This window comes from Arthrobacter sp. FW306-06-A (assembly GCF_021870055.1).
Taxonomy (GTDB): domain Bacteria; phylum Actinomycetota; class Actinomycetes; order Actinomycetales; family Micrococcaceae; genus Arthrobacter.
Window position 1 is genome coordinate 2,952,031 of record NZ_CP084552.1, and the last position, 20,116, is coordinate 2,972,146.

The 20,116-nt window shown below is 62.8% G+C and carries 11 protein-coding genes; 3 read left to right on the top strand and 8 right to left on the bottom strand.

The genetic code is table 11. The annotated features are described in order from the left end of the window. The first annotated feature begins 81 nt into the window (after positions 1-81). Positions 82-1,293 carry a lipopolysaccharide biosynthesis protein gene (locus tag LFT49_RS13790; protein WP_236798892.1) on the top strand — a complete coding sequence of 404 codons (1,212 nt, stop codon included), beginning with the start codon at positions 82-84 and terminating at the stop codon, positions 1,291-1,293. Positions 1,294-1,310: 17 nt separating this feature from the next. Here the strand turns inward: LFT49_RS13790 and LFT49_RS13795 are convergent, their stop codons facing one another. From LFT49_RS13795 to glf, 5 genes are all read right to left on the bottom strand, one after another. After that, positions 1,311-3,263 carry a DUF6541 family protein gene (locus LFT49_RS13795; RefSeq protein WP_237428514.1) on the bottom strand — a complete coding sequence of 651 codons (1,953 nt, stop codon included), beginning with the start codon at positions 3,261-3,263 and terminating at the stop codon, positions 1,311-1,313. A 175-nt stretch (positions 3,264-3,438) separates the two neighbouring features. Beyond that, positions 3,439-4,164, bottom strand: a complete 726-nt coding sequence (locus LFT49_RS13800) for an ABC transporter ATP-binding protein (RefSeq protein ID WP_236798894.1) — start codon at positions 4,162-4,164, stop codon at positions 3,439-3,441. Further along, on the bottom strand, positions 4,165-5,046 hold the full coding sequence (locus LFT49_RS13805; RefSeq protein ID WP_236798895.1) for an ABC transporter permease: 882 nt from the start codon (positions 5,044-5,046) through the stop codon (positions 4,165-4,167). Next, entirely contained in the window at positions 5,043-7,067 is a 2,025-nt protein-coding gene (locus LFT49_RS13810) for a glycosyltransferase (RefSeq protein ID WP_236798896.1), read from the bottom strand. The genes LFT49_RS13805 and LFT49_RS13810 overlap by 4 nt, the downstream gene beginning before the upstream one ends. Continuing rightward, on the bottom strand, positions 7,064-8,251 hold the full coding sequence (glf, locus tag LFT49_RS13815) for a UDP-galactopyranose mutase (RefSeq protein WP_237428515.1): 1,188 nt from the start codon (positions 8,249-8,251) through the stop codon (positions 7,064-7,066). Before glf ends, LFT49_RS13810 begins: the two co-directional genes overlap by 4 nt. Positions 8,252-8,477: 226 nt before the next feature. On the opposite strand from glf, the gene LFT49_RS13820 reads away from it, so the two are divergent. Further along, positions 8,478-12,554, top strand: a complete 4,077-nt coding sequence (locus tag LFT49_RS13820; protein ID WP_237428516.1) for an FtsK/SpoIIIE domain-containing protein — start codon at positions 8,478-8,480, stop codon at positions 12,552-12,554. 59 nt (positions 12,555-12,613) lie between these two features. Here the strand turns inward: LFT49_RS13820 and LFT49_RS13825 are convergent, their stop codons facing one another. Beyond that, a complete protein-coding gene (locus LFT49_RS13825; RefSeq protein WP_236822042.1) occupies positions 12,614-13,006 on the bottom strand; it encodes a hypothetical protein in 393 nt (130 codons plus the stop codon). Positions 13,007-13,328: 322 nt separating this feature from the next. Here LFT49_RS13825 and LFT49_RS13830 point away from each other — a divergent pair, with 322 nt between their 5' ends. After that, positions 13,329-13,577, top strand: coding sequence for a WhiB family transcriptional regulator (locus tag LFT49_RS13830; protein ID WP_003804966.1), 249 nt, complete (start codon positions 13,329-13,331; stop codon positions 13,575-13,577). A gap of 167 nt (positions 13,578-13,744) precedes the next feature. On the opposite strand, the gene LFT49_RS13835 is transcribed toward LFT49_RS13830, so the two are convergent. Both LFT49_RS13835 and LFT49_RS13840 read right to left on the bottom strand, forming a co-directional pair. Next, positions 13,745-15,211 carry a sensor histidine kinase gene (locus LFT49_RS13835; RefSeq protein WP_237428517.1) on the bottom strand — a complete coding sequence of 489 codons (1,467 nt, stop codon included), beginning with the start codon at positions 15,209-15,211 and terminating at the stop codon, positions 13,745-13,747. A 27-nt stretch (positions 15,212-15,238) separates the two neighbouring features. Beyond that, on the bottom strand, positions 15,239-20,092 hold the full coding sequence (locus LFT49_RS13840; protein ID WP_237428518.1) for an NAD-glutamate dehydrogenase: 4,854 nt from the start codon (positions 20,090-20,092) through the stop codon (positions 15,239-15,241). Positions 20,093-20,116: the final 24 nt, after the last annotated feature.

Below are 20,116 nucleotides of genomic sequence, written 5' to 3' on the forward strand. Positions count from 1 at the left end.
CGACGTTCCGGCTCCCTCTTGGAAAAATACGGTCACGCCACGCAGCAGGCTTGCAGTACTAATCGAAGGAAGTGCTTGAGTATGAAAGCCGTGTTGTTGAGGCTTGCCGGTTTTACGGGCTTACCCCTGTTATCGCTCGTAACGCCGTTCCTACTCCTGCCCATTTTGTCCCGAGTTGCCGGAGAAGGAGGTTGGTCGAGCCTTGTATCCGGGCAGGCCATCGGCGCCTTTGGTGGTGCTGTGATTGCCTGGGGATGGACTACAGTCGGTCCGGTCGAAATAGCCCAGAACCCCTCTCCTCTCCACAGAGCAGAGGTTTACAGGGAGAGCATCAGAACCCGTCTGGTCCTCTCAGCGGTGGTATTTCCCGCGGTCTTCGCTTTGGCGTGGCAGTTGGCTGCCCCCGAGCATCGCTATGACGGCGCAGCAATGTCCCTAACGACTGCAGTGGTTGGCCTGTCACCGGCATGGTTTTGCATAGGGGTTGGAAAGCCAACGCTGCTTGCGACCTTTGATACTCTGCCCCGGGTGGCGGCAACCCTTGTTGCGGTCCCAACAATACTGGTGACCAAGGAGATCTGGCTCTATCCAGTCATACTGCTGGCTGCTGTTGGGATAAGTCTTGTGGTCTTCCACAGACTCGTTGTTACGGAGAGGGGCAAAACGTTCACCTCTTGGCGTGGAACCACTAAGCATCTGCGCGGCCAATTCGGGCCGGCAGCGATCAGTCTCTCCGGTACCACGTACGCTGCAACACCTGTTCCGATCGCCCAGGCCTTCATTCCCAGCACGGTAGTGGCAGGGTTCGGCTCTGCCGATACCATCTACCGCTTTGGCCTCTTCTCGGTGATGGCTTTAGGCAATACCTTCCAGGGCTGGACTCTCGAACCGCAGGCCTCCAGCGCCAGGAAACGCCATACAGCCGCCGTCGCAGCCCACTTTGCGCTGGGCCTGGCTGGAGCTGTCTTCCTTGCCGCACTCGGTCCATTGACGTCGGAAATCCTGTTTGGTTCCGCTAACAAGGCCAGCCAGGCAACATGCGCACTCTACGGAGCCTCGTTTTTGTTTATTTCGGCCAGTTCTCCGTTTATTCGCAATCTCCTGTTGCCGCATGGCCGCCAGCGGCTGATTCTGACTTGGACGGTTATTTCGGCCGTCATCGGCGTAAGCCTAATGTTCTCAACTGCAATCGCGGGGTGGATAGATGGGGTCGCGATGTCAATGGCAATCAGTGAAGCAGTCCTTTTCCTTGGCTTACTGCTCCCTGGTCTCAGGACGCTTAGGGCTATATAAATTCCAGGCTGCGCACGTCAGCTATCACACAGGTGCAGCTTGTAGAGCTTCGCTTCGCCTTCCGAGTCTTCCAACGTCGCCAGGCCGGAGGCGATGAGGTTGTCCAGCCCCTTGTATCCGTTGTCCCTGCCATGCACTTCACGGTGACCAAAATCCAGGATGTAGTCGATGTTCAGCTTCCGGACCGCTGGGCAGGTGGCGGGATCATCTTTCGCAGGAGTAGGGCCGTTCAGGAGTGCTGCAGTCCCTTCTGGAACGGCACTGAGGATGTGCAGTTGGATCAGTTTGCGGTCGGCAAGCGCGTAGGCGAGTGAGCTGCCGTTCCATGGGTTTCCAACCAGGACGGCATCCTTCGGCACTTCGTTCGGCAGCCGGTCAATCAGCTTCAGCTCATCCTGGGAGACCAGAGGCGAATCCGCGGCCAGCCGGTAGGAGCCTGCCATCGCATCCTGCGCCTGGCGCACATTCGCCCGCTGCGTGGCCGCACCCAGGGCCAGCACCATGAGGAGGCCGGCAACGGTCGAGTACGTCGCTACCTGACGAACGCCGGCGCGATCAGTTGCAGCTCCTTCAGGCCTTGCCAACCGCTTCCGCTGCAAAGCCTCCATACCCCTCACGCTGCTCTTGAAGAACAGATCCCAGATGCAAACTGCCCCGCGGGAGGCAAGCGGGATTGTCACCAGTGGCAAGAGCGCAGCAAGCCTCGGCGGGTCGTTGTACCAGATACCGGTCCAGTACATCCTGAACTGGTCGGCGGGAAACGAACTGACAACCACGAACAGGAAACCCACCACAGCGTATGTACCCAGCCACCACAGCTGCCGGCGGGACCTAATTGTCACGTAGATGCCGATAAGGGTCAGCGCCAGGACGGCCCAGCCGACCGGGCGTCCGATCGCCGAACTCGCGATCACCTCGCCGATGGCCTGTCCCGTGGTCTCCACGGGGGGCCAGAATGCCGCCTCGGCTGGAGGACGAACAAGGTTCCACAGAAGGCGGACAACCATTACGGTGCCCACCAGGACGGCGACCAGCGCGGCGAGATTCAGTGCGCGCCTGCGGCCGCGCGACGACGCAAGCGTCCGCGCCACCAGACGGACATAGACGTAGGCGGCGGCCGGCGTCATCATCGCTATCCAGGCCATGGCGGCGCTGGGGTGGGCAAGGGAAAGACCCGGGAGCACAGCGAGCAGGACCAGCACCCCAATGAACCTGGAGCGAATCGGTGCTGGCGACAAACCCAGTACCTCCACCGATATGCCCACGACCAGCGGCAAGAGTGCAACCGCGAGAAAGTTTGGGTAGAGCACCCCAAAGTCGAGGAGCGAGATTGGGAAGGCGCCAAAGGCTGCCGAGAGCACGCCGGCGGAGATGCATATTGCTGGACGGTTCCCCCAAATAGCCTGCGCAAGGTAGATGCAGCCAAGCGGCCAAACCAAAGCGGCCAGCACAATATTGACGACGTTGACGGACGCGGGTATTCCTCCTCCACCGACGCTGACAAGCAGCGAGACAAGGTCGTGCCAGGCAGCAGGATATGACGAGGCGCCCGTCATCGCATTAAGGGTCAAGGACGAGCCGGAACCCGTATCGAGGATGTACCGGATGGCGTTCAGGTGAAAAACATTGTCGAATGTCTGGGAAAAGGACTCCGGTTGCCCAATGGCTTTGATTAGTCGGCGCGAGACGAGCACCGCGGCCAGAATAACCGAGACCGCCGAAACAGCAAGGACACTCCACTGCGGTCTGCCACTGTGTCTGGCCCCAACTTTGTTGCTTTTCCGCGCAACCAAGAATGATGCAGCAAGAGCGAGTCCGGTCATGACAGCCGTTGTGCCCAGCACGGGAAGCAACGACCAGGAGAGCCCCAGGAAGGGAGCTGCAACAGCCGAAATTGCGACTATGGAGACGCTGATTCCCGGGGCCAGGGCGAAGATGCGGAGTCCTTCGAGGCGGGCTGCAACGGCCACGGCGAGCCCCGGAATGAACAGCAGAACCAGTGCGAGGAGAAACTGCGGTACTTGGTCAAACCAGGACAAGAATCCTCCGAAAAGTTACCGGCACGCGGGCCGAAGCGGCACCTCGTACCGCTGATTGTCAAACAAAATCTGCAAGCAGCTGATGACCTGCTGCGAATTGCGCCCGTCAGGCTCTCAGGATCGAGACAGCCTCGTGAATGGGTCCATCAAATTTCACGTTACCGTGCTCCATCAGGATTCCCCGGTCACAGATGCGGGAAACCAGATCCAGGTCGTGGCTCACCACAACGAGTGTCTTTCCCTCGTGCGCCAGTTCCTGGATCTTGTCGATGCACTTACGCTGGAAAGGCTCGTCACCGACCGCGAGGATCTCATCGATCAGGAAGACTTCCGGGTCTGTATGCACTGCGACCGAAAAAGCCAGGCGAAGGTACATCCCGGAAGAGTAGAACTTAACCTCGGTGTCGATGAACTGGCCGATTTCGGAAAATTCGACAATATCGTCGAATCTCTCGTTGATCTGCTGTTCCGTCATTCCCAGAATGGCACCGTTGAGGAACACGTTGTCCCGCCCGGAGAGGTCGGGGTGGAACCCGGCGCCTACTTCGATGAGTCCCGCAACCCGGCCCCTCGTCTTTACCGTCCCCGTGTCTGGAAGCATGACGCCCGAAATATGCTTGAGCAGAGTGGACTTGCCTGAACCGTTCAGGCCCAGGAGCGCCACCGTTTCCCCCGCTTCGATGTCAACAGAAACGTTTTTGAGGGCGTGGAACTTCTCGGACAAATCCCCCTTGCGGCCCTTCAAAAGCCAAACGACGGCTTCCTTGATGGACCGGGTATGGCGCAGGACAAACTGCTTGCTGATATCGGAAACTTCGATTGCCTTAACCACTTAGAGCTCCTGCGCGAAACGGCCCTCAAGGCGCCGGAAGGTGAATTGGCCCAGCAGGAGGATGGCAAGGGCCACGCCGAGCCCAACGAAGAGCCAGAGACTGAAGAGATTCGGCGGCATGGCGACCGATCCGTCCGTTGTGGGGAACCAAAAGGCGTAGTGGAACAGTTCCACTCCAATCGTGATCGGGTTTGCCTGGTAGACGGCGAACCACCCTGGGCCAAGCTTCTCCTGGACCATGGACCACGCATACATCACAGGGGAAGCCCAAGTGGCAATCATCAGGAGCATGTCCACCAGGTTCTCGGAGTCGCGGAAGTAGACGTTGGCCGCCCCGAACAGCAGACCGAGTCCCGTTGCGAGCAGAGCAACGATAACGAAACCCGCAACCGCAGCCAGCAATTGAACGAGGTTGGGATGCCAGCCGGCCAGGACACACCCTATGACCAGCACCACCAGCTGCGGGAAGAAGTGCACGGCCGACACCCAGACGGAAGCAACGGGAAAGAGCTCGCGCGGAAGATAGATCTTCTTGATGAGGTTTCCGTTATTGACTATCGACCGTGCGGCGTTGCCCAGGGCCTCGGTGAAGAAGTTAATCAGGACGATGCCAGAGAACAGGTAGACCGCATAGTTGGAAAGCCCTTCCGGGTTCCGCGCACTCCGTTCAAGGCCGAGGAAAACCCCCAGGGCCACGTAGAAGACAATGAACTGCACTCCCGGCTTCACGTATGACCAGAGGAGTCCCAGCACAGATCCCCGGTAACGCACCTTGAGTTCCTTGCGGACCAGCAGCTTCAGCAGGAAGCCGGACTGCCTGATGTCCCGCAGGCCACCGCCCAGTCCGGGAGTAGTTAGCTCACCGGACGCAATTGCGCTCACTTGATCTCGTTCTGGGTGTGTTGCTCGAACGTCTTCCTCCAAGACTCCATGGAGGTCAGCTCCGAAACGGCGGCTTTGTACTTCTTACTGAGGGCAGGCCACTCCTTCAGCAGTGCAGAGTGGAGCTTGGCACTTTCGGCCAGCATCTTCCTCAGCTGCTTGGGATCACGCCGGTACCAGGAAGCTCCTGTGCCTTCGGCGTTGGACACAACAGCGCTGTCATACTGCGCCATCCGCCACCACCGGTTGTCCTGGTGCGCAACTGTGGTCTGCGGCCGTTCGGCGTTGGTGCCCTTGACCGGGCTCGCGAGTTGCCGAACGACAGTCTTGGCCGCCCATGGCAAGAGAGTCAGCTTCCGTGGCTGTGACGGTCCGTGGCCCCGGCGTGGAGGTTTGTCCATTTTGGGTGCGGGGAAGTCATCAGGATCGGGCCGGAAGACCGCGTCAGAGTGTGCAGACATCATGCTGCGGATCTGCGGCAGCTTGGCGGACAGCAGCCCTGGCAAGGCATCCGGGCCCTTCAGCACATCTTCCAATGCCCACTGCCGGCCCTGCGCTGTGGCGTACTGCATCGATACGAGGTGCTTAACGTCGGCGTACTGCGACTCCTTGATGACCCTGCCGCCGAACTCGTAGGGGCTGTGCAGGAGCGCGGCCACTACCCGGTTGCGGGCGTGGAAGTAGGCCTGCCAGCCGACAAGGTCGTCCTTGTCGATCCACGAAACATGCCAAACGGCTGAACCAGGCAGGGACACCGTCGGGTAGCCGGCGGCCTTGGCCCGCAACCCGTATTCGGAATCGTCCCATTTGATGAACAGCGGGAGTGACAGCCCGATTTCACGGATTACCTGGGTGGGGATGAGGCACATCCACCAGCCGTTGTAATCGACGTCGCACCGCCGGTGCAGCCAGGGGGTCTGGCGAAGGTTGGACGACAGGAAGTCGTGGCCCAGGATCATGTCCTCGCTGGGGAGCGACGGCTGGAACCGGTAAGGATTGACCACCTCGCCGAAGGTATGCAGCACGGTGCGGTTGTACAGGTCGAACATATGGCCGCCGACGAGGGTCGGCGTCTTGCACCGGTCCGCGAAAGTCAGCAGGCGAATGATGCTCTCCGGTTCGACAACCACGTCATCGTCCATCAGCAGGGCGTAGTCGCTGCCGTTCTCTACAGCTTCAAACATGCCGCGGGCGAACCCGCCTGAGCCACCCAGGTTGGACTGGTTGATGATGCGCAGCTTGCCGTTCAGGGACCGCTTAACCTCATCGAAGCCCGCTGCGTCGGCAAGCTTCTGCGTCCCTTGGTCCACAATCAGGATTTCCTGCACGTGGGCAAGTGCTTCTTCGCTTTCGGCAAGGAGGCGCAGGTTGTTCAGGCAGAAGTCCGTCTTGTTCAGGGTGGTGATTTGGAGCGTAACTGACCCCGGCGTCGTTTCGACCGCCGCTCCCTGCCACTCGGCGTCGAGCATAATCAACGGCTCTGTACCCGCAAGCAGGTCAAACCAGTACCATCCGCCATCACCGAAAGGCGCGAGCGAAAGCTCAAAGGTGCTTTCCGCCGTGCCTTCAACTCTCCGGGTGTCCACCCGCTGCAGGGACCCGCGCGCATTCGACTTGTAGACGATGACGGAGCCGGCCCCTTGGGTCCGGACCTGCAACCGGACCTTGTCCACCGTGGTCCACCGCCGCCAGTAACTGGCCGGGAAGGCGTTGAAGTAGGAACCGAAGGACACCCGCTCGCCTGAGCGGACAGACGTTGAGTGGCGTGAAAGGAAGTCTTCCACGTGCGCTTCCTTGGTGGGGCTGCTGATGGTCCGGGCCTTGTTCGCCTTCCCGTCCCGGTCCCCGGCAGTAGGCAGTTGGATACCGGTAGCGGTGCCCATATCCATGTACAGGGGCACCGTATCCATCTGGCTCGCGCTGGGCAGGATCACGCGCTGAAGCGTCTGCCACGCCTGCTGGGTTTTGGCCGTATCAGTCTTCACGGACTTCTTCGTCTTGTTGTCGGTAGGCACGCTCATGCGTCAACTCCCCCGCTTTCAAGCTGTACGCCGCTTTCGAAGTGCGGCCTGATCTTGTTATCGAACATGCTCAGCGCGGACCCGATGGCCATGTGCATGTCCAGGTACTTGTAGGTGCCCAGCCGGCCGCCGAACAGGACGTCCTTCTCGGCCGCTGCCAGGTCGCGGTACTTGAGCAGGCGCTCCCTGTCCGCGGAGGTGTTGACCGGGTAGTAGGGCTCGTCGCCCTTTTCGGCGAAGCGGGAGAACTCGCGCATGATGACCGTTTTTTCGGTCTGGTAGTCGCGCTCCGGGTGGAAGTGCCGGGGCTCGATGATGCGGGTGTAAGGAACGTCGGCGTCGTTGTAGTTCACGACGGACGTGCCCTGGAAGTCGCCCATCTCCAGGACTTCTTCCTCGAAGTCGATGGTGCGCCAGGACAGGTCTCCCTCCGCGTAGTCGAAGTACCGGTCCACCGGCCCTGTGTATACGACCGGGATATTGCCGACTACCTTGTTTTTGCTGTACTCGTGGGACTCGTCGAAGAAGTCCGTGTTGAGCCGCACCTCGATGTTGGGGTGCTCCGCCATCTTTTCGATCCATGCGGTGTAGCCGTTGGTCGGCAGGCCCTCGTACTTGTCGTTGAAGTACCGGTTGTCGTAGTTGTAGCGCACGGGCAACCGGGAGATGATGCCCGCCGGCAGGTCCTTGGGGTCGGTCTGCCACTGCTTGCCCGTGTAGTGCTTAATGAATGCTTCGTAGAGCGGGCGCCCGATGAGCTGGATACCCTTGTCGTTCAGGTTTTGCGGGTCCGTTCCTGCCAGTTCGCCGGCCTGCTCCTGGATCAGGTCCCTGGCCTTGCCGGGGGTGAGGTTGGCCCGGAAGAACTGGTTGATGGTGGCCAGGTTAATGGGCAGCGAATAAACCTCCCCCTTGTGGACGCCGTAGACCTTGTGGACGTAGTCCGTGAAGGTGGTGAACCTGTTGACGTACTCCCACACCCGCTCGTTGGAGGTGTGGAAAAGGTGGGCGCCGTACCGGTGGATTTCAATCCCGGTCTGCTCTTCCTTTTCGCTGTACGCGTTTCCGCCGATGTGGTGGCGACGGTCGATGACGACGACCTTCAGGCCGAGCTCAGTGGCGGCCTGTTCTGCGATTGTCAGGCCAAAAAAGCCGGACCCTACGATGACGAGGTCAGCGGTCACAAAATCTCCTGGTTCGAATGCGGGCAGCGCAATCGTGCGCATTGTCTGCTGCTCTAGCCTACCCGAGGGACCGCACGGGCCGTCGAATCAGCCCATCGCTGTGAGCCGGTACACAGGCCGCATCAGGCAGGCGCAACCACTCTTTTATCCACATAGAGCGTGAACTGCCTGCCCGGTACTGACGGCCGTGACTAGCGTGTGGGTAAATACGCGAAGGATCCCAACCATGACATTCAACTGCACGCTGGTTGGCGGCCCGGGATCACCGAAGGTCGAGCCACCTGTGGAATTATCCATCGATGCGCCGCTTGGCACGTCCGGCTCCGTGATTCACCAGCAGTTGGTACGGAAGTTCGGCGCAGGCGCTGTCAGCGTGGACGGGGAAGATTTGTGTTCCCTGGTGCTCGGTATTCCTCCGCTGGTGGAGGCGGCGATCTTTGTCGATGGCGGCACCGCGCCTCTAAGGCGGCGGCCGAAACGTCGGCCGGTCGAGGGTCCTGCGGCTCCGCTGGCCCTCATGATTGACAGTGGCCCGGCAGCGGGAACGGTTGTCCGGCTCCAACGTGGCAGCTACAGCATTGGCCGCAGCGGCACGCGGATTGTCATTCCGGATCCGGAGCTTTCCCGCGAACACGCCCGGGTGATCGTTACGGAGACGGACATTATGTTGGTTGACCTGGACAGTGCCAACGGGTCTTACGTCAACGGGGAGCGGATCCGCAGCGCGGTCATCTCCACGGACTCCAACATCAGGTGCGGGCAGTCGAACTTGTCCCTCGTTTTTGCCGAACTGCCTGTACGGGTCCTGGCAGATGCAGGAAAGTCGGTGGCTGACCCCATCGTGGTGGCCGGCCGGGTCGAGGCCGGAAACCGTCCTGCGCTCCTCCTGGCCGCGGTTCTGCCGCTGGTAATCGGGGTGCTGCTGGCCATGCTCACAGGCATGTGGATGTTCCTCGTCTTTTCCCTGGGCTCCGCGTTCCCGGTCCTGGTTACTGCGCTCAGCGGGAGGCGTCAAAAGCAGAAATTGTCCGCTGCGGTGCACGCGGCTGCCGAGGAAGACAGAAAACGCCGACGGCGGTGCGCCCCTCCCCTGTCTCTCGTGGCGTTGGCAGCGGAAACAGGTAAGGAGACGGCCCGTGATTGTTCGGGTGCCGATGGCATCTGGCTGCGGGTGGGCCAGGCGGAACAGGCGCCGAACGTACGGGTAGAACCGGCTGGCGCAGCCCATGTGATTCCACCGTCCGAAATGGCCCCTGTCCTGCTGGACCCGGACCGCCCGCTCACCACGGTGGGCGGACCGCGGTTTGCAACCGACGGCCTTATCCGCTCCCTTCTCATGCAACTGGCGGGGTACCCGCGCGGGCGTACCACGCACGTCGTCGTCCACGGGACGCCGGGAACCCTGCCACTCGCTGCCCGGTACCTTTGCAGGGTGACGCTCACGGCAACAGTCGATGCCGGACTTAGTGTCCTAAACGGCGTCCATCCCGGGGGCTGCGAGCGCGGAGTGCTGTTGATTCGGGGTGAACCCTCCACCGCCGAAGCTGAAAAGGGCGTCCGCGAAGCCGCACTACGGTGTGGGTGGCAGGTCCTTCACTTTCTTCCGGACGAAGGGGAATGGCCTCCGCCCGATGTCCTCCTGGCCGAACGACGCTCAGTCGCGCTGTTGGATCTCCGCGAGACCGTCTTCGTTCCCGATTTGGTGCCGGAAGATGTGTTCACTCGTTTTTGCCGGCGCCGGGCAGGCCAACTCCCGGAGGGCAAGGGACCGGGCTCAGGTGTTCCGGCTGTCTGCAGCCTCGGCCAGGTCCTGCCCCTTACTCCGGAGGCCACGGCTGACCGATGGGGCGTCAGTGCGGAGGATGATGGACTGGCGGCACCACTGGGACTGAGCTCAGCCGGAACCAAGTTCATCGATCTTCATGCTGACGGCCCCCACCTTCTGGTGGCAGGCACCACCGGCTCGGGAAAATCCGAACTCCTCCGGAGCCTCACGCTTGCCCTCGCCCTGAGCCATCCGCCGGAGCGGGTCAACTTCTTTTTCGTCGATTTCAAGGGCGGTTCAGGACTTGGCCCGCTGGCGGGCCTGGTGCACTGCGTCGGATTGCAGACAGACCTTTCCAACGGCGAAATGGATCGAACGCTGACCTCACTCCGCGCCGAAGTGCGGCTTCGGGAGAGTTGCCTTTCGGCCGCGCGCGTCCCGGACATCTCCGCCTACCGCTCCACACCTGCCGCCAGGGACTTCGTCCTCCCTCATCTGGTCATCGTCATCGACGAGTTCAGGATGCTGGTTGACGATGCACCCGAAGTACTTCGGGAGCTGCTGCGGATCGCAGCTATCGGCCGATCGCTGGGTATCCACCTGGTGATGGCAACGCAGAGGCCGCAGGGTGCCTTGACGGCAGACATCCGCGCCAACGTCACCTCCAGTATTGCCCTTCGAGTGCAGTCAGAAATGGAGTCGGTGGATATCGTCAACTCCAAGGACGCCGCGGCCATCAGTGTCGACTCGCCAGGCCGCGCCTTTTTGGCCCGCGGGGCCCAGACGGCAGAGGAGTTCCAGGGAGCCTCCCTGGCCTCACCTTCCGGAGTGGGACGTCCCGCTGCCGTTGACGTCCACCGGACAACCGACTACCTCGCCGCCCAAGGCATCGACGTCGGCCACGGGGCAGCCACTGTCTCAACCCCCGCGCAAGCGGTGGAGCCGCTGACAGCCATGGTGCGGAACCTGTGCGCTGCCCAGGAAAAGGAACTGCCACGCAGGCCTGTGGCTCCTCCCCTTCCGGAGCAACTGGAAGAACCCACTCCGGCTAACCCCACCTGCGACCCATGCCAGGCAGAGCCAATGCGCCCGGTCGGCGGGGTACGGCTGGGCTTGATGGATGTACCCGAAAAACAAAGGGTAGAGGCCTTGGTGTGGGACCTTGCCCACCACGGCCACGCAGCATTCATCGGCAGTCCGGCCTCCGGTGCCGCAGAGGGACTCCAACTGGCTGTCTCCAAACTGATGCTCGGCCCTGCTGAAACCCACTTCTACCTGTTGGATGGCTTAGGAGGCTTCCTGCCGCTGGCCCGGGCAGGCAGGACGGGCGCCTATGCCGGACTGCACGAGCTTCGGCGGGGCGTACGCATCCTGGAGCGGCTTGTCCGGGAACTTGGGCAGCGGTTGGCCAGCCAAGCCACCGGCCGGATACCTCTCGTCCTCGCCATCTCCGGCTGGGGATCCTGGGTCTCGGCCTTCCGCTCGGGACCGTTGGCCTGGGCTGAGGACTTGGTCAACGACCTCGTCCGTGACGGCGCCAGGGTGGGCATCACCCTGCTGCTCTCCGGCGAGCGCGAGCTGGTGACGGCCCGATTCTTCGGTGCCCTCCCCAACCGCTTCTACTTTCCATCCGGTTCCACGGAGGAAAGCCGGGCCATGTGGCCGCGGCTGCCTTCCGTCCCGGCTATCGAGGGGCGGGCGGCAGCCTTTGGCCCTGTCTCCGGCGGCGGGCCCGCACTTTGCCAGTTCTACCGGCCCTCTGCCCCAGACAGTATCGGTAACCCCGGTTATCCACGCGCCGGTTCGCCTCCATTCCGCGTGGAACCCCTTCCGGCGACAATCACGGTCCGGCAAATTGCAGCGATGGCAGGGCAAACGGGAGCCGGTCATGTCCCCGAACCGTCGTTACCAGGCCGGGCATTGGTTGAAGAAGGGCCCTTTTCCCGGCGGCCTGGAACAGTACTGCCCTCGAAAGCGGGACGACGCCAACGCGAAATCCTTCTGGGCGTGTCCGGGGACGAGCTTGCCCCAGTGACATTTCGGTTGCCCGGCGCTGGCGTCATCGGAATCCTTGGCGGGCCCGGAAGCGGCAAGACCAATACCTTGCACGCACTGCAGGAACTAAACCCGGAGCAGTCCTGGTGCACCTGTCCCGGACCTTCCGAGGCGGCCGGAAATGCCTGGGGTGAGCTGCTGGTGCAGGCTGAGGCAGGGAAGCTTCCCCTCGAGTCAATTCTCCTTGTCGATGATGTGGATCTGCTCGCCCCGCCCGCGGTAAGGGACCTGGGCCAGCTGAATGCACTTGGCTACGCTGCCGTCGTCACCGCCGCTTTCAGCCCGGCGCTCCTCCAGCGCGTTCCGTTGATCATGAACGCCAGGGCATCGGGCCTGGGGCTGCTGCTCTGTCCCCGTTCAGCAGCTGACGGCGACCTGTTCGGGGGCCGGTTCGAAACCGAGGCCAGCCCGCCGCCCGGCCGCGGCGTGTTGATCTCCGGCGGCCGATCCTGCCCCCTTCAGGTGGCTTGGGCGGGAAAATGAGAGCTGGCTGCACCGTCGCCTAAGCCTTTCCGTTACGGACTGGAAGACACAGGCACGGGTCAGAGGGTCGGCGGCGCGGCCCCTGTGCGCGAGGCATGGTTTATCACCCTGTTGGAAAACAGCAGAACGATAGCGATGACCGCCGGAACCACCATTGCGAGGCCCACGAGGACCAGGCCGCTGGTCATTGCCGGCACCCCGATGGTTAGAACGAACAGTTGGGCCACCAGCGCAGCCGCTCTGGTCCACCGGAGGCCCCGGTAGAGAAAGACGGCCACGGCATAAAGCCATGCGGAAAAGGCAAGCAGGAGGCCCATGGTGAAGACTGCGCCCCAGAAGGACAGGACGGGACTCCCGGACAGCAATTCGAAGGCATACCATCCGGCTGCCACCAGGAGGGCGGAGGCCTCGGCAGCTGCCACGAGCGCTACCACCTTGGCCCCGGCAGGCACCGTGGTCGGCCGGGCCGTTGGGCGGTCAGCGCCACTACCGGAGTCATCGGGAGAAGATGGGGTACCTGCTGGGTTCACCGGGGGTCTTGACACACTGGCACCCTACCGGACATAGTCGGACACTGGTGAGGGCGCCGGCCGTCACTGTGATGCATCGCTCAGGTTTCGTGGGATTTCGGGCGTTATTACCCCTTGTTTACACAGCGTTAACATGACAGGCTTGATGCAGATGACCAAGGGGGCCCAAAGGGCCCTTTTCCTTTGTAGCCACTAGTGAATAATTTCACAAAGGCAATTCCCAGAAATGGAGCAACTGATCAGCATGGATTGGCGTAATCGCGCAGCGTGCCTCGACAAGGACCCGGAACTGTTCTTCCCCGTCGGGAATACCGGACCGGCCCTCCTGCAGATCGAGGAAGCCAAGAGCGTCTGCCGGCGGTGCCCCGTCGTGGACACGTGCCTGCAGTGGGCCCTGGAGTCCGGCCAGGATGCCGGTGTGTGGGGCGGCATGAGCGAAGACGAGCGCCGCGCCCTGAAACGTCGCGCTGCCCGTGCACGCCGCGCCTCCTAGTTAGAGTCCGCAACGGCAGGGCAGGAGCACAGGTCGACTAAAACAGAGGCCCTGGGACAATCCAGATGGATTGTCCCAGGGCCTCTGTTTGTTCTCGTTGCCAGCGTTGGCCTTCCTGCCTTCCTGCGGGCGCACGCCCGGAGGAAGGCAGTCTGGAAGGCTGCGCCTTACTTGCCCGCCAGGCTCAGCCGGATCTTGACTTCGGTGCCGCCGCCCTCGCGCCGCTGCCACGTGATGGTGCCGCCCAGTTCGCTGGTGACCAGGGTCCGCACGATCTGCAGGCCCAGTCCCTCGACGTGCGGGGTTTCGGGAAGTCCCACGCCGTCGTCGGCAATAGTGACCGTCAACTCCTCGCCGTCCTCACCTTCGGACCGGTCGGCAATAAGCCATACTGTTCCCGCCCTGCCCTCAAGCCCATGTTCAACGGCATTGGTCACCAGTTCGTTGATGACCAGGGCAAGCGGGGTTGCGAGATCACTGGGGAGTTCACCAAATGTGCCCGCCCGCTCGGTCCTGACCTGCTGGGAGGGGGACGCCACCTCCGCGGACAACCGGAACTGGCGCCCGATCAGCTCGTCAAAATCCACACTCTGGGTGAGGCCCTGCGACAAAGTCTCGTGAACCAGTGCAATAGTGGCAACACGTCGCATCGCCTGTTCCAGGCCCTGCTTTGCCTCGTCGCTCACCATGCGGCGGGACTGCATCCGCAGGAGTGCAGCCACGGTCTGGAGATTGTTCTTGACCCGGTGGTGTATCTCCCGGATAGTGGCGTCCTTCGTCACCAGTTCCATCTCACGCCGGCGCAGTTCGGAGACGTCGCGGCAGAGCACCAGCGCGCCAAACCGCTGCTGCTCGTCGCGCAGCGGAATGGCCCGGAGGGACAGGCTTACCCCGCGGGACTCGATTTCGCTGCGCCAGGGCATGCGCCCCGTCACCACCAGCGGCAGGGTCTCATCGACCATCCGACGGTCTTTCAGCAGGCCGGCCGTAACCTCAGCCAGCGAACGGCCCTCCAGGGACTCGCCGTCACCCAGCCGACGGAAGGCCGACACGCCGTTGGGGCTTGCATACTGCACCACGCCATCGGCGTCCAGCCTGATCAGGCCGTCCCCCACGCGGGGAGCGCCCCGGCGGGATCCGGTGGGCGAGGCGAAATCGGGCCACAGCCCCAGGGTGCCCATCCGCAGGAGGTCGTAAGCGCACTGACGGTAGGTCAGTTCCAGCCGGGACGGCATCCGGGAGCTGGACAGATCCATGTGCGTGGTGACCACCGCGAGGGTGCGGCCGTTGCGGACCATGGGAACGGCCTCCACCCGCAGGGCCATCTCGCTGTTCCAGTTCGTCTCGCTGGAACGCTCGATGGTCCTGCTGTTCCACGCTTTGTCCACAAGTTGTTGCAGATCGGACCTGATGCCTTCGCCCACAAAGTCACTGTGGAACGCGGTGTGGGTGGTAGAGGGGCGCACGTGTGCCAGGGCAATGTAGCCAAGCTCCGGGTGGGGGAACCACAGCGCGAGGTCGGCGAACGCCAGGTCCGCCACCATCTGCCAGTCCCCCACCAGGAGGTGCAGCCATTCGGCATCGCCCGGCCCGAAATCAGCGTGTTCCCTGATGGGGTCCGTAAAGATTGCCACTGCACCTCCATTTTCGACGCCGGCTTGCTAGCGTCGGACGATTGACCTCAAGAGCCTCAATGCTACCGACAGTGAGGCCATGTCGTCGGTCTCCAGGGCGTTCACCTCATCGAACATGCTCTTGGCCCTGCCCAGCTGCTCGGCATTCTGGGCCTCCCAGTCCTTGAGCCGCGCGTCGGGTGACTCGGCGGCGGACGTGGCGTCCAGCACCGCCGTCGTCATGTCCGACACTGTCGAGTAGAGGTCGTCTCGCAACGCCGCACGGGCCAGCGCCTGCCACCGGTCCTGCCGGGGCAGGCTGCTGATCCGTTCCAGCAGCGAGTCCGCGTGGAAACGGTTAAACACCGTGTAATAAACGGCCGCAATCTCCTCGACGGGGTCCTTCCGGGAGCGGCCGATTTTGGCGATATCCAGCAGGACGAAGCTTTCGAACAGCTCGGCCCAGCGCAGGGCCAGGTCTTCGGGCAGCTGCCACTCGCGGCCCTTGGCCAGCCACGCCGCCACCCGCTCGCGGTCATCACCGCGCAGATAGTCGAGCAGCCGGGCCCGCATCGGATCCATCAGCGGCTTGAATTCGGACACCACCTCGGCGATGGGGCGCGAAACACTTTCCTGGCTGAGCAGCCAGCGGACTGCCCGGTCCAGGAGCCGGCGGATGTCCAAGTGGACCGCGCTCCAGTGCTCGGTGGGGAACGAAGCAGGCAGGCTGTTCAGTTCCGACACCATGGCGTCGAGTTCGTACACCTCGCGCAGCGCTACGAAAGCCTTGGCAACCGCCACTTCGCTGGCCGACGTTTCCTCCATGACCCGGAAGGCGAAGGTGATACCGCCCAGGTTGATCATGTCGTTCGCCACCACGGTGGCGATAATTTCGCGGCGCAGCGGATGGGTGTCCAGCTCCGCGTCAAAGCGTTCCCGCAACTGGTGTGGGAAGTAGGAACGCAACGTCCCACGGAACCACGGATCGTCCGCGAGTTCACTGTCGCGCAGGGCCGATGCCAGTTCGATCTTGGCATAAGCGGCCAGCACCGACAGCTCCGGGGAAGTCAGCCCCTGCCCCTGCTGCAGCCGCTCCCGAAGAGCTTCAGTGCTGGGCAGCGCTTCCAGGTCCCGGTTCAGATCTGCGGTCTTCTCCAGCCAGTCCATGAGCCGTTCGTAGCTGGGGCTCCACTCCGCCACCCTGGTGCGGTCATTCAGGAGCAGGATGTTCTGGTCGATGTTGTCTTCCAGGACCAGACGGCCCACCTCGTCTGTCATCGACGCGAGGAAGTCTGCGCGATCATCGGCAGGCAGCTTGCCGGCGGCAACCATCCGGTCCACGAAGATCTTGATGTTGACCTCGTGGTCGGAGCAGTCCACGCCAGCGGAGTTGTCAATGGCGTCCGTGTTGAGGATGACACCCTGCAGGGCTGCTTCAATGCGGCCGCGCTGTGTCATGCCCAGGTTTCCGCCCTCGCCGACCACCTTGACACGCAGGTCCCGGCCGTTGACGCGGATCGCGTCGTTGGCTTTATCACCCACAGAGGCGTTGGACTCTGAGCTTGCCTTGACGTAGGTCCCGATTCCGCCGTTGTACAGCAGGTCGGCAGGTGCCAGCAGAATGGCGCGCAGGAGTTCCGGCGGGCTGAGTTCGGTGGTGTCGGCCGGCAGCCCCAGCGCGGTGCGTACCTGCGCGGACACCGGAATCGACTTGGCTTGACGGGCAAAGACCCCGCCGCCTTCGCTGATCAACGACTTGTTGTAGTCGTCCCACGAGGACCTGGGCAGCTCGAACAGCCGTTGCCGCTCCGCGAACGAGGATTCCTCATCCGGATTGGGATCCAGGAAGATGTGCCGGTGATCGAAGGCGGCAAGCAGGCGGATGTGCCGGGACAGGAGCATTCCGTTTCCGAACACGTCCCCGGACATGTCCCCCACGCCCACCACGGTGAACGGTTCGGTCTGTGTATCCAGGTCCAGCTCGCTGAAGTGCCGCTTCACCGATTCCCAGGCGCCGCGGGCCGTGATGCCCATCGCCTTGTGGTCGTAGCCCACGGATCCGCCGGAGGCGAAGGCGTCGCCCAGCCAGAAACCATACTCGGCGGACAATCCGTTGGCGATATCGGAGAAAGTAGCCGTGCCCTTGTCCGCCGCGACCACAAGGTAGGAGTCGTCGTCGTCATGCCTGACAACGTTCGACGGCGGCACGAGCCGCTGGCCGTCACCTTCGGTCACCAGGTTGTCAGTAAGGTCCAGCAGCCCCCTGATAAAGGTCTTGTAGCTTTCGACGCCTTCCGCCATCCAGGCGGCACGGTCCGCGGACGGGTCCGGGAGCTGCTTGGCGAAGAAGCCACCCTTTGCCCCCGTAGGCACGATCACGGCGTTCTTGACTGTCTGTGCCTTGACCAGGCCCAGGATTTCGGTCCGGAAATCCTCCCGCCGGTCGGACCAGCGGAGCCCGCCGCGCGCCACCTTGCCGAACCGAAGATGCACACCCTCAACCCGGGGAGCGTACACCCAGATTTCAAACATTGGCCGCGGGAACGGCAACCCTTCGATCTGCGCCGGATCCAGCTTGAAGCTGAGGTGGGGCTTGTCCTGGTAGAAGTTGGTGCGGAGGGTCGACTCGATCAGGTTGACGAAAGTCCGCAGCACCCGATCGGCGTCGAGCGTTGCCACCTTCTCGATGGCCGCTGCCAGTTCCTGCCGCACGGACGCCTGGGCCTCGGCCCGGCTGTCTTCCCCGAGTGCGGGGTCAAAGCGGGCGGCGAAGAGCGCGGTCAGGCCCCTGGTCACGTCCGGATTGGCAAGGAGGGTGTCCGCCATGAAGCCGAAGGAACTGCTGTTGCCCATTTGGCGCATGTAACGGGCATATGCCCGCAGCATGGTGATCTGCCGCCAGTGCAGCCCTTCCCGGAGTACCAGCCGGTCAAAGCTGTCCGATTCCGCGGCGCCGGTGACGGCCGCACCAAAGGACTCGGCCAGCAGCCCGCCCGTGGACATCGGGTCCACTGCCGCCGGATATTTCAGCCCCAGGTCGTACAGGAAGAAGTCCCGGTGGTCCGCCGTTTCGATTTCGAACGGCCGCTCATCCAGGACCTCCAGTCCAAGGTTGTGGAAGTACGGCAGGATCTGGCTCAGGCTCTTGGGCTCCAGCATGTAGAGCTTCACCCGGGCATCTTCCTCAAGCGTGGCTCCGGCGCCTTCGGGAAGGTACACGTGCACGCCGGGCCGGTCCTGCTGCGCGCCGGTGCTCCGCTCGGCCGCAGCACCGTACTTCTCGAAGCGAGCAATGTCCTCAAGCGCGTCCTCTACTTCGTAGTCCACCCGGTAGCTGGCCGGAAACGCCTCGGCCCAAATGGCGGCAAGTTCCTTGGCCTCGGCCGGATCCCGGCCCTCGCGGAGGACTTCCGCGATGCCTTCGCTCCATGACCGGGCGGCCCGGACCAGCCGCTTTTCCAGCTCATCGCTGTTCACGTGGCTAACGTCGGCGTCCTTGGGCAGGCGGATGCGGAAGAAAAGCCGCGCAAGGGCAGATTCCGTCATGCGGGCTTCGTAGTCGATCGAGACTGCCTGGAACGTTTCCCGCAGTTCCTGCTCGATGCGGAGCCTGACGTTGGTGGTGTAGCGGTCACGGGGCAGGTAGACAACAGCGGACATGAAACGGCCATAGATGTCCGGCCTCAGGAACAGGCGGGTGCGCCGCCGTTCCTGCAGCTTCTGGATTCCCAGCGCGGTGGCGGCAAGGTCGGGGACTTCGATCTGGAACAGCTCGTCGCGGGGGTAGGTTTCCAGGATTCCCAGCAGGTCCTTCCCGGAGTGCGAGTCCGGCGGGAAGCCTGCATTCTGCAGCACGGCGTCCACCTTTTCCCGGACAATGGGAATGTCGCGGACGGAACCGGCATAGGCGCTGGTGGCGAAAAGTCCAATGAAGCGCCGCTCCCCGTTGACGTTCCCCGCAGCGTCAAAGCTTTTGATGCCGATGTAGTCCAGGTAGGCGGAGCGGTGAACGGTGGAACGCGAATTGGCTTTGGTGATGACGAGCGCACGTTTTTCCCGTGCCTTTTTGCGGCCGGTGTCGGTCAGGTGCTGGATGTGCGGGGAGTCTGCGGCCGCGCGCAGCAGCCCGAGCCCGCTGTCCTCGCGCAATTCGAGGACGTCTTCCCCGTCCACGTTGAGGAGGTCGTATTCACGGTAGCCGAGGAACGTGAAGTTCCCGTCGTCCAGCCACCGCAGCAGGTCCTTCGCCTGCCGGAGTTCGGCGATCTGCGCTGAGTTTGCCACGCGGTCCAGGCTCTCGGCGATTTCCAGCGCCTTCTGGCGCATCCTGGGCCAGTCCTCCACGGCGGCCCGGACATCGTTCAGCACGCGGGTCAGGCCCTCAAGCAACGATGTCTTCGTTTCGTCCGGGACGCGCTGGATTTCGACGGCGATCCACGACTCCATGTGGGAGGCGTTCTCCCCCTGCGCGATCAGGTGGGAAAGGTTGGGCATCGCAGCGGTGTCCCCGCTGGATATCCCGAGGTGCGCCGGCACCCTGTTGACCTTGACCAGCTCACCGCTCTCCCGGTTGCGGGTGGCCACGAAAAGCGGGTGGACGACAAGCTTGATGGCGGCGTGCTGCCGGACAAGTTCGGCGTTTACCGAATCGACCAGGAATGGCATGTCGTCAGTGACGACGAAGATGACGCTGCTGTCTTCTTCGTCGACAATCGAGATCCTGGCCTGACCTGGCTGCCTTACGGAAGCTGCACGGCGGTGCTCTTCAGCCCGGGCTTCCAGCACGTCGCGCGGGTAGCTGCGCGCATCCTCCTCAGCCAGGTGCTGGTAGTAGTCCCCCATGAAACCCTCAAGGCCTTCAATAGAGAGGGGCTGGTCCTCCACACTGGATCCAGACGACATCGACAACGCCTCCATCAGAGATAT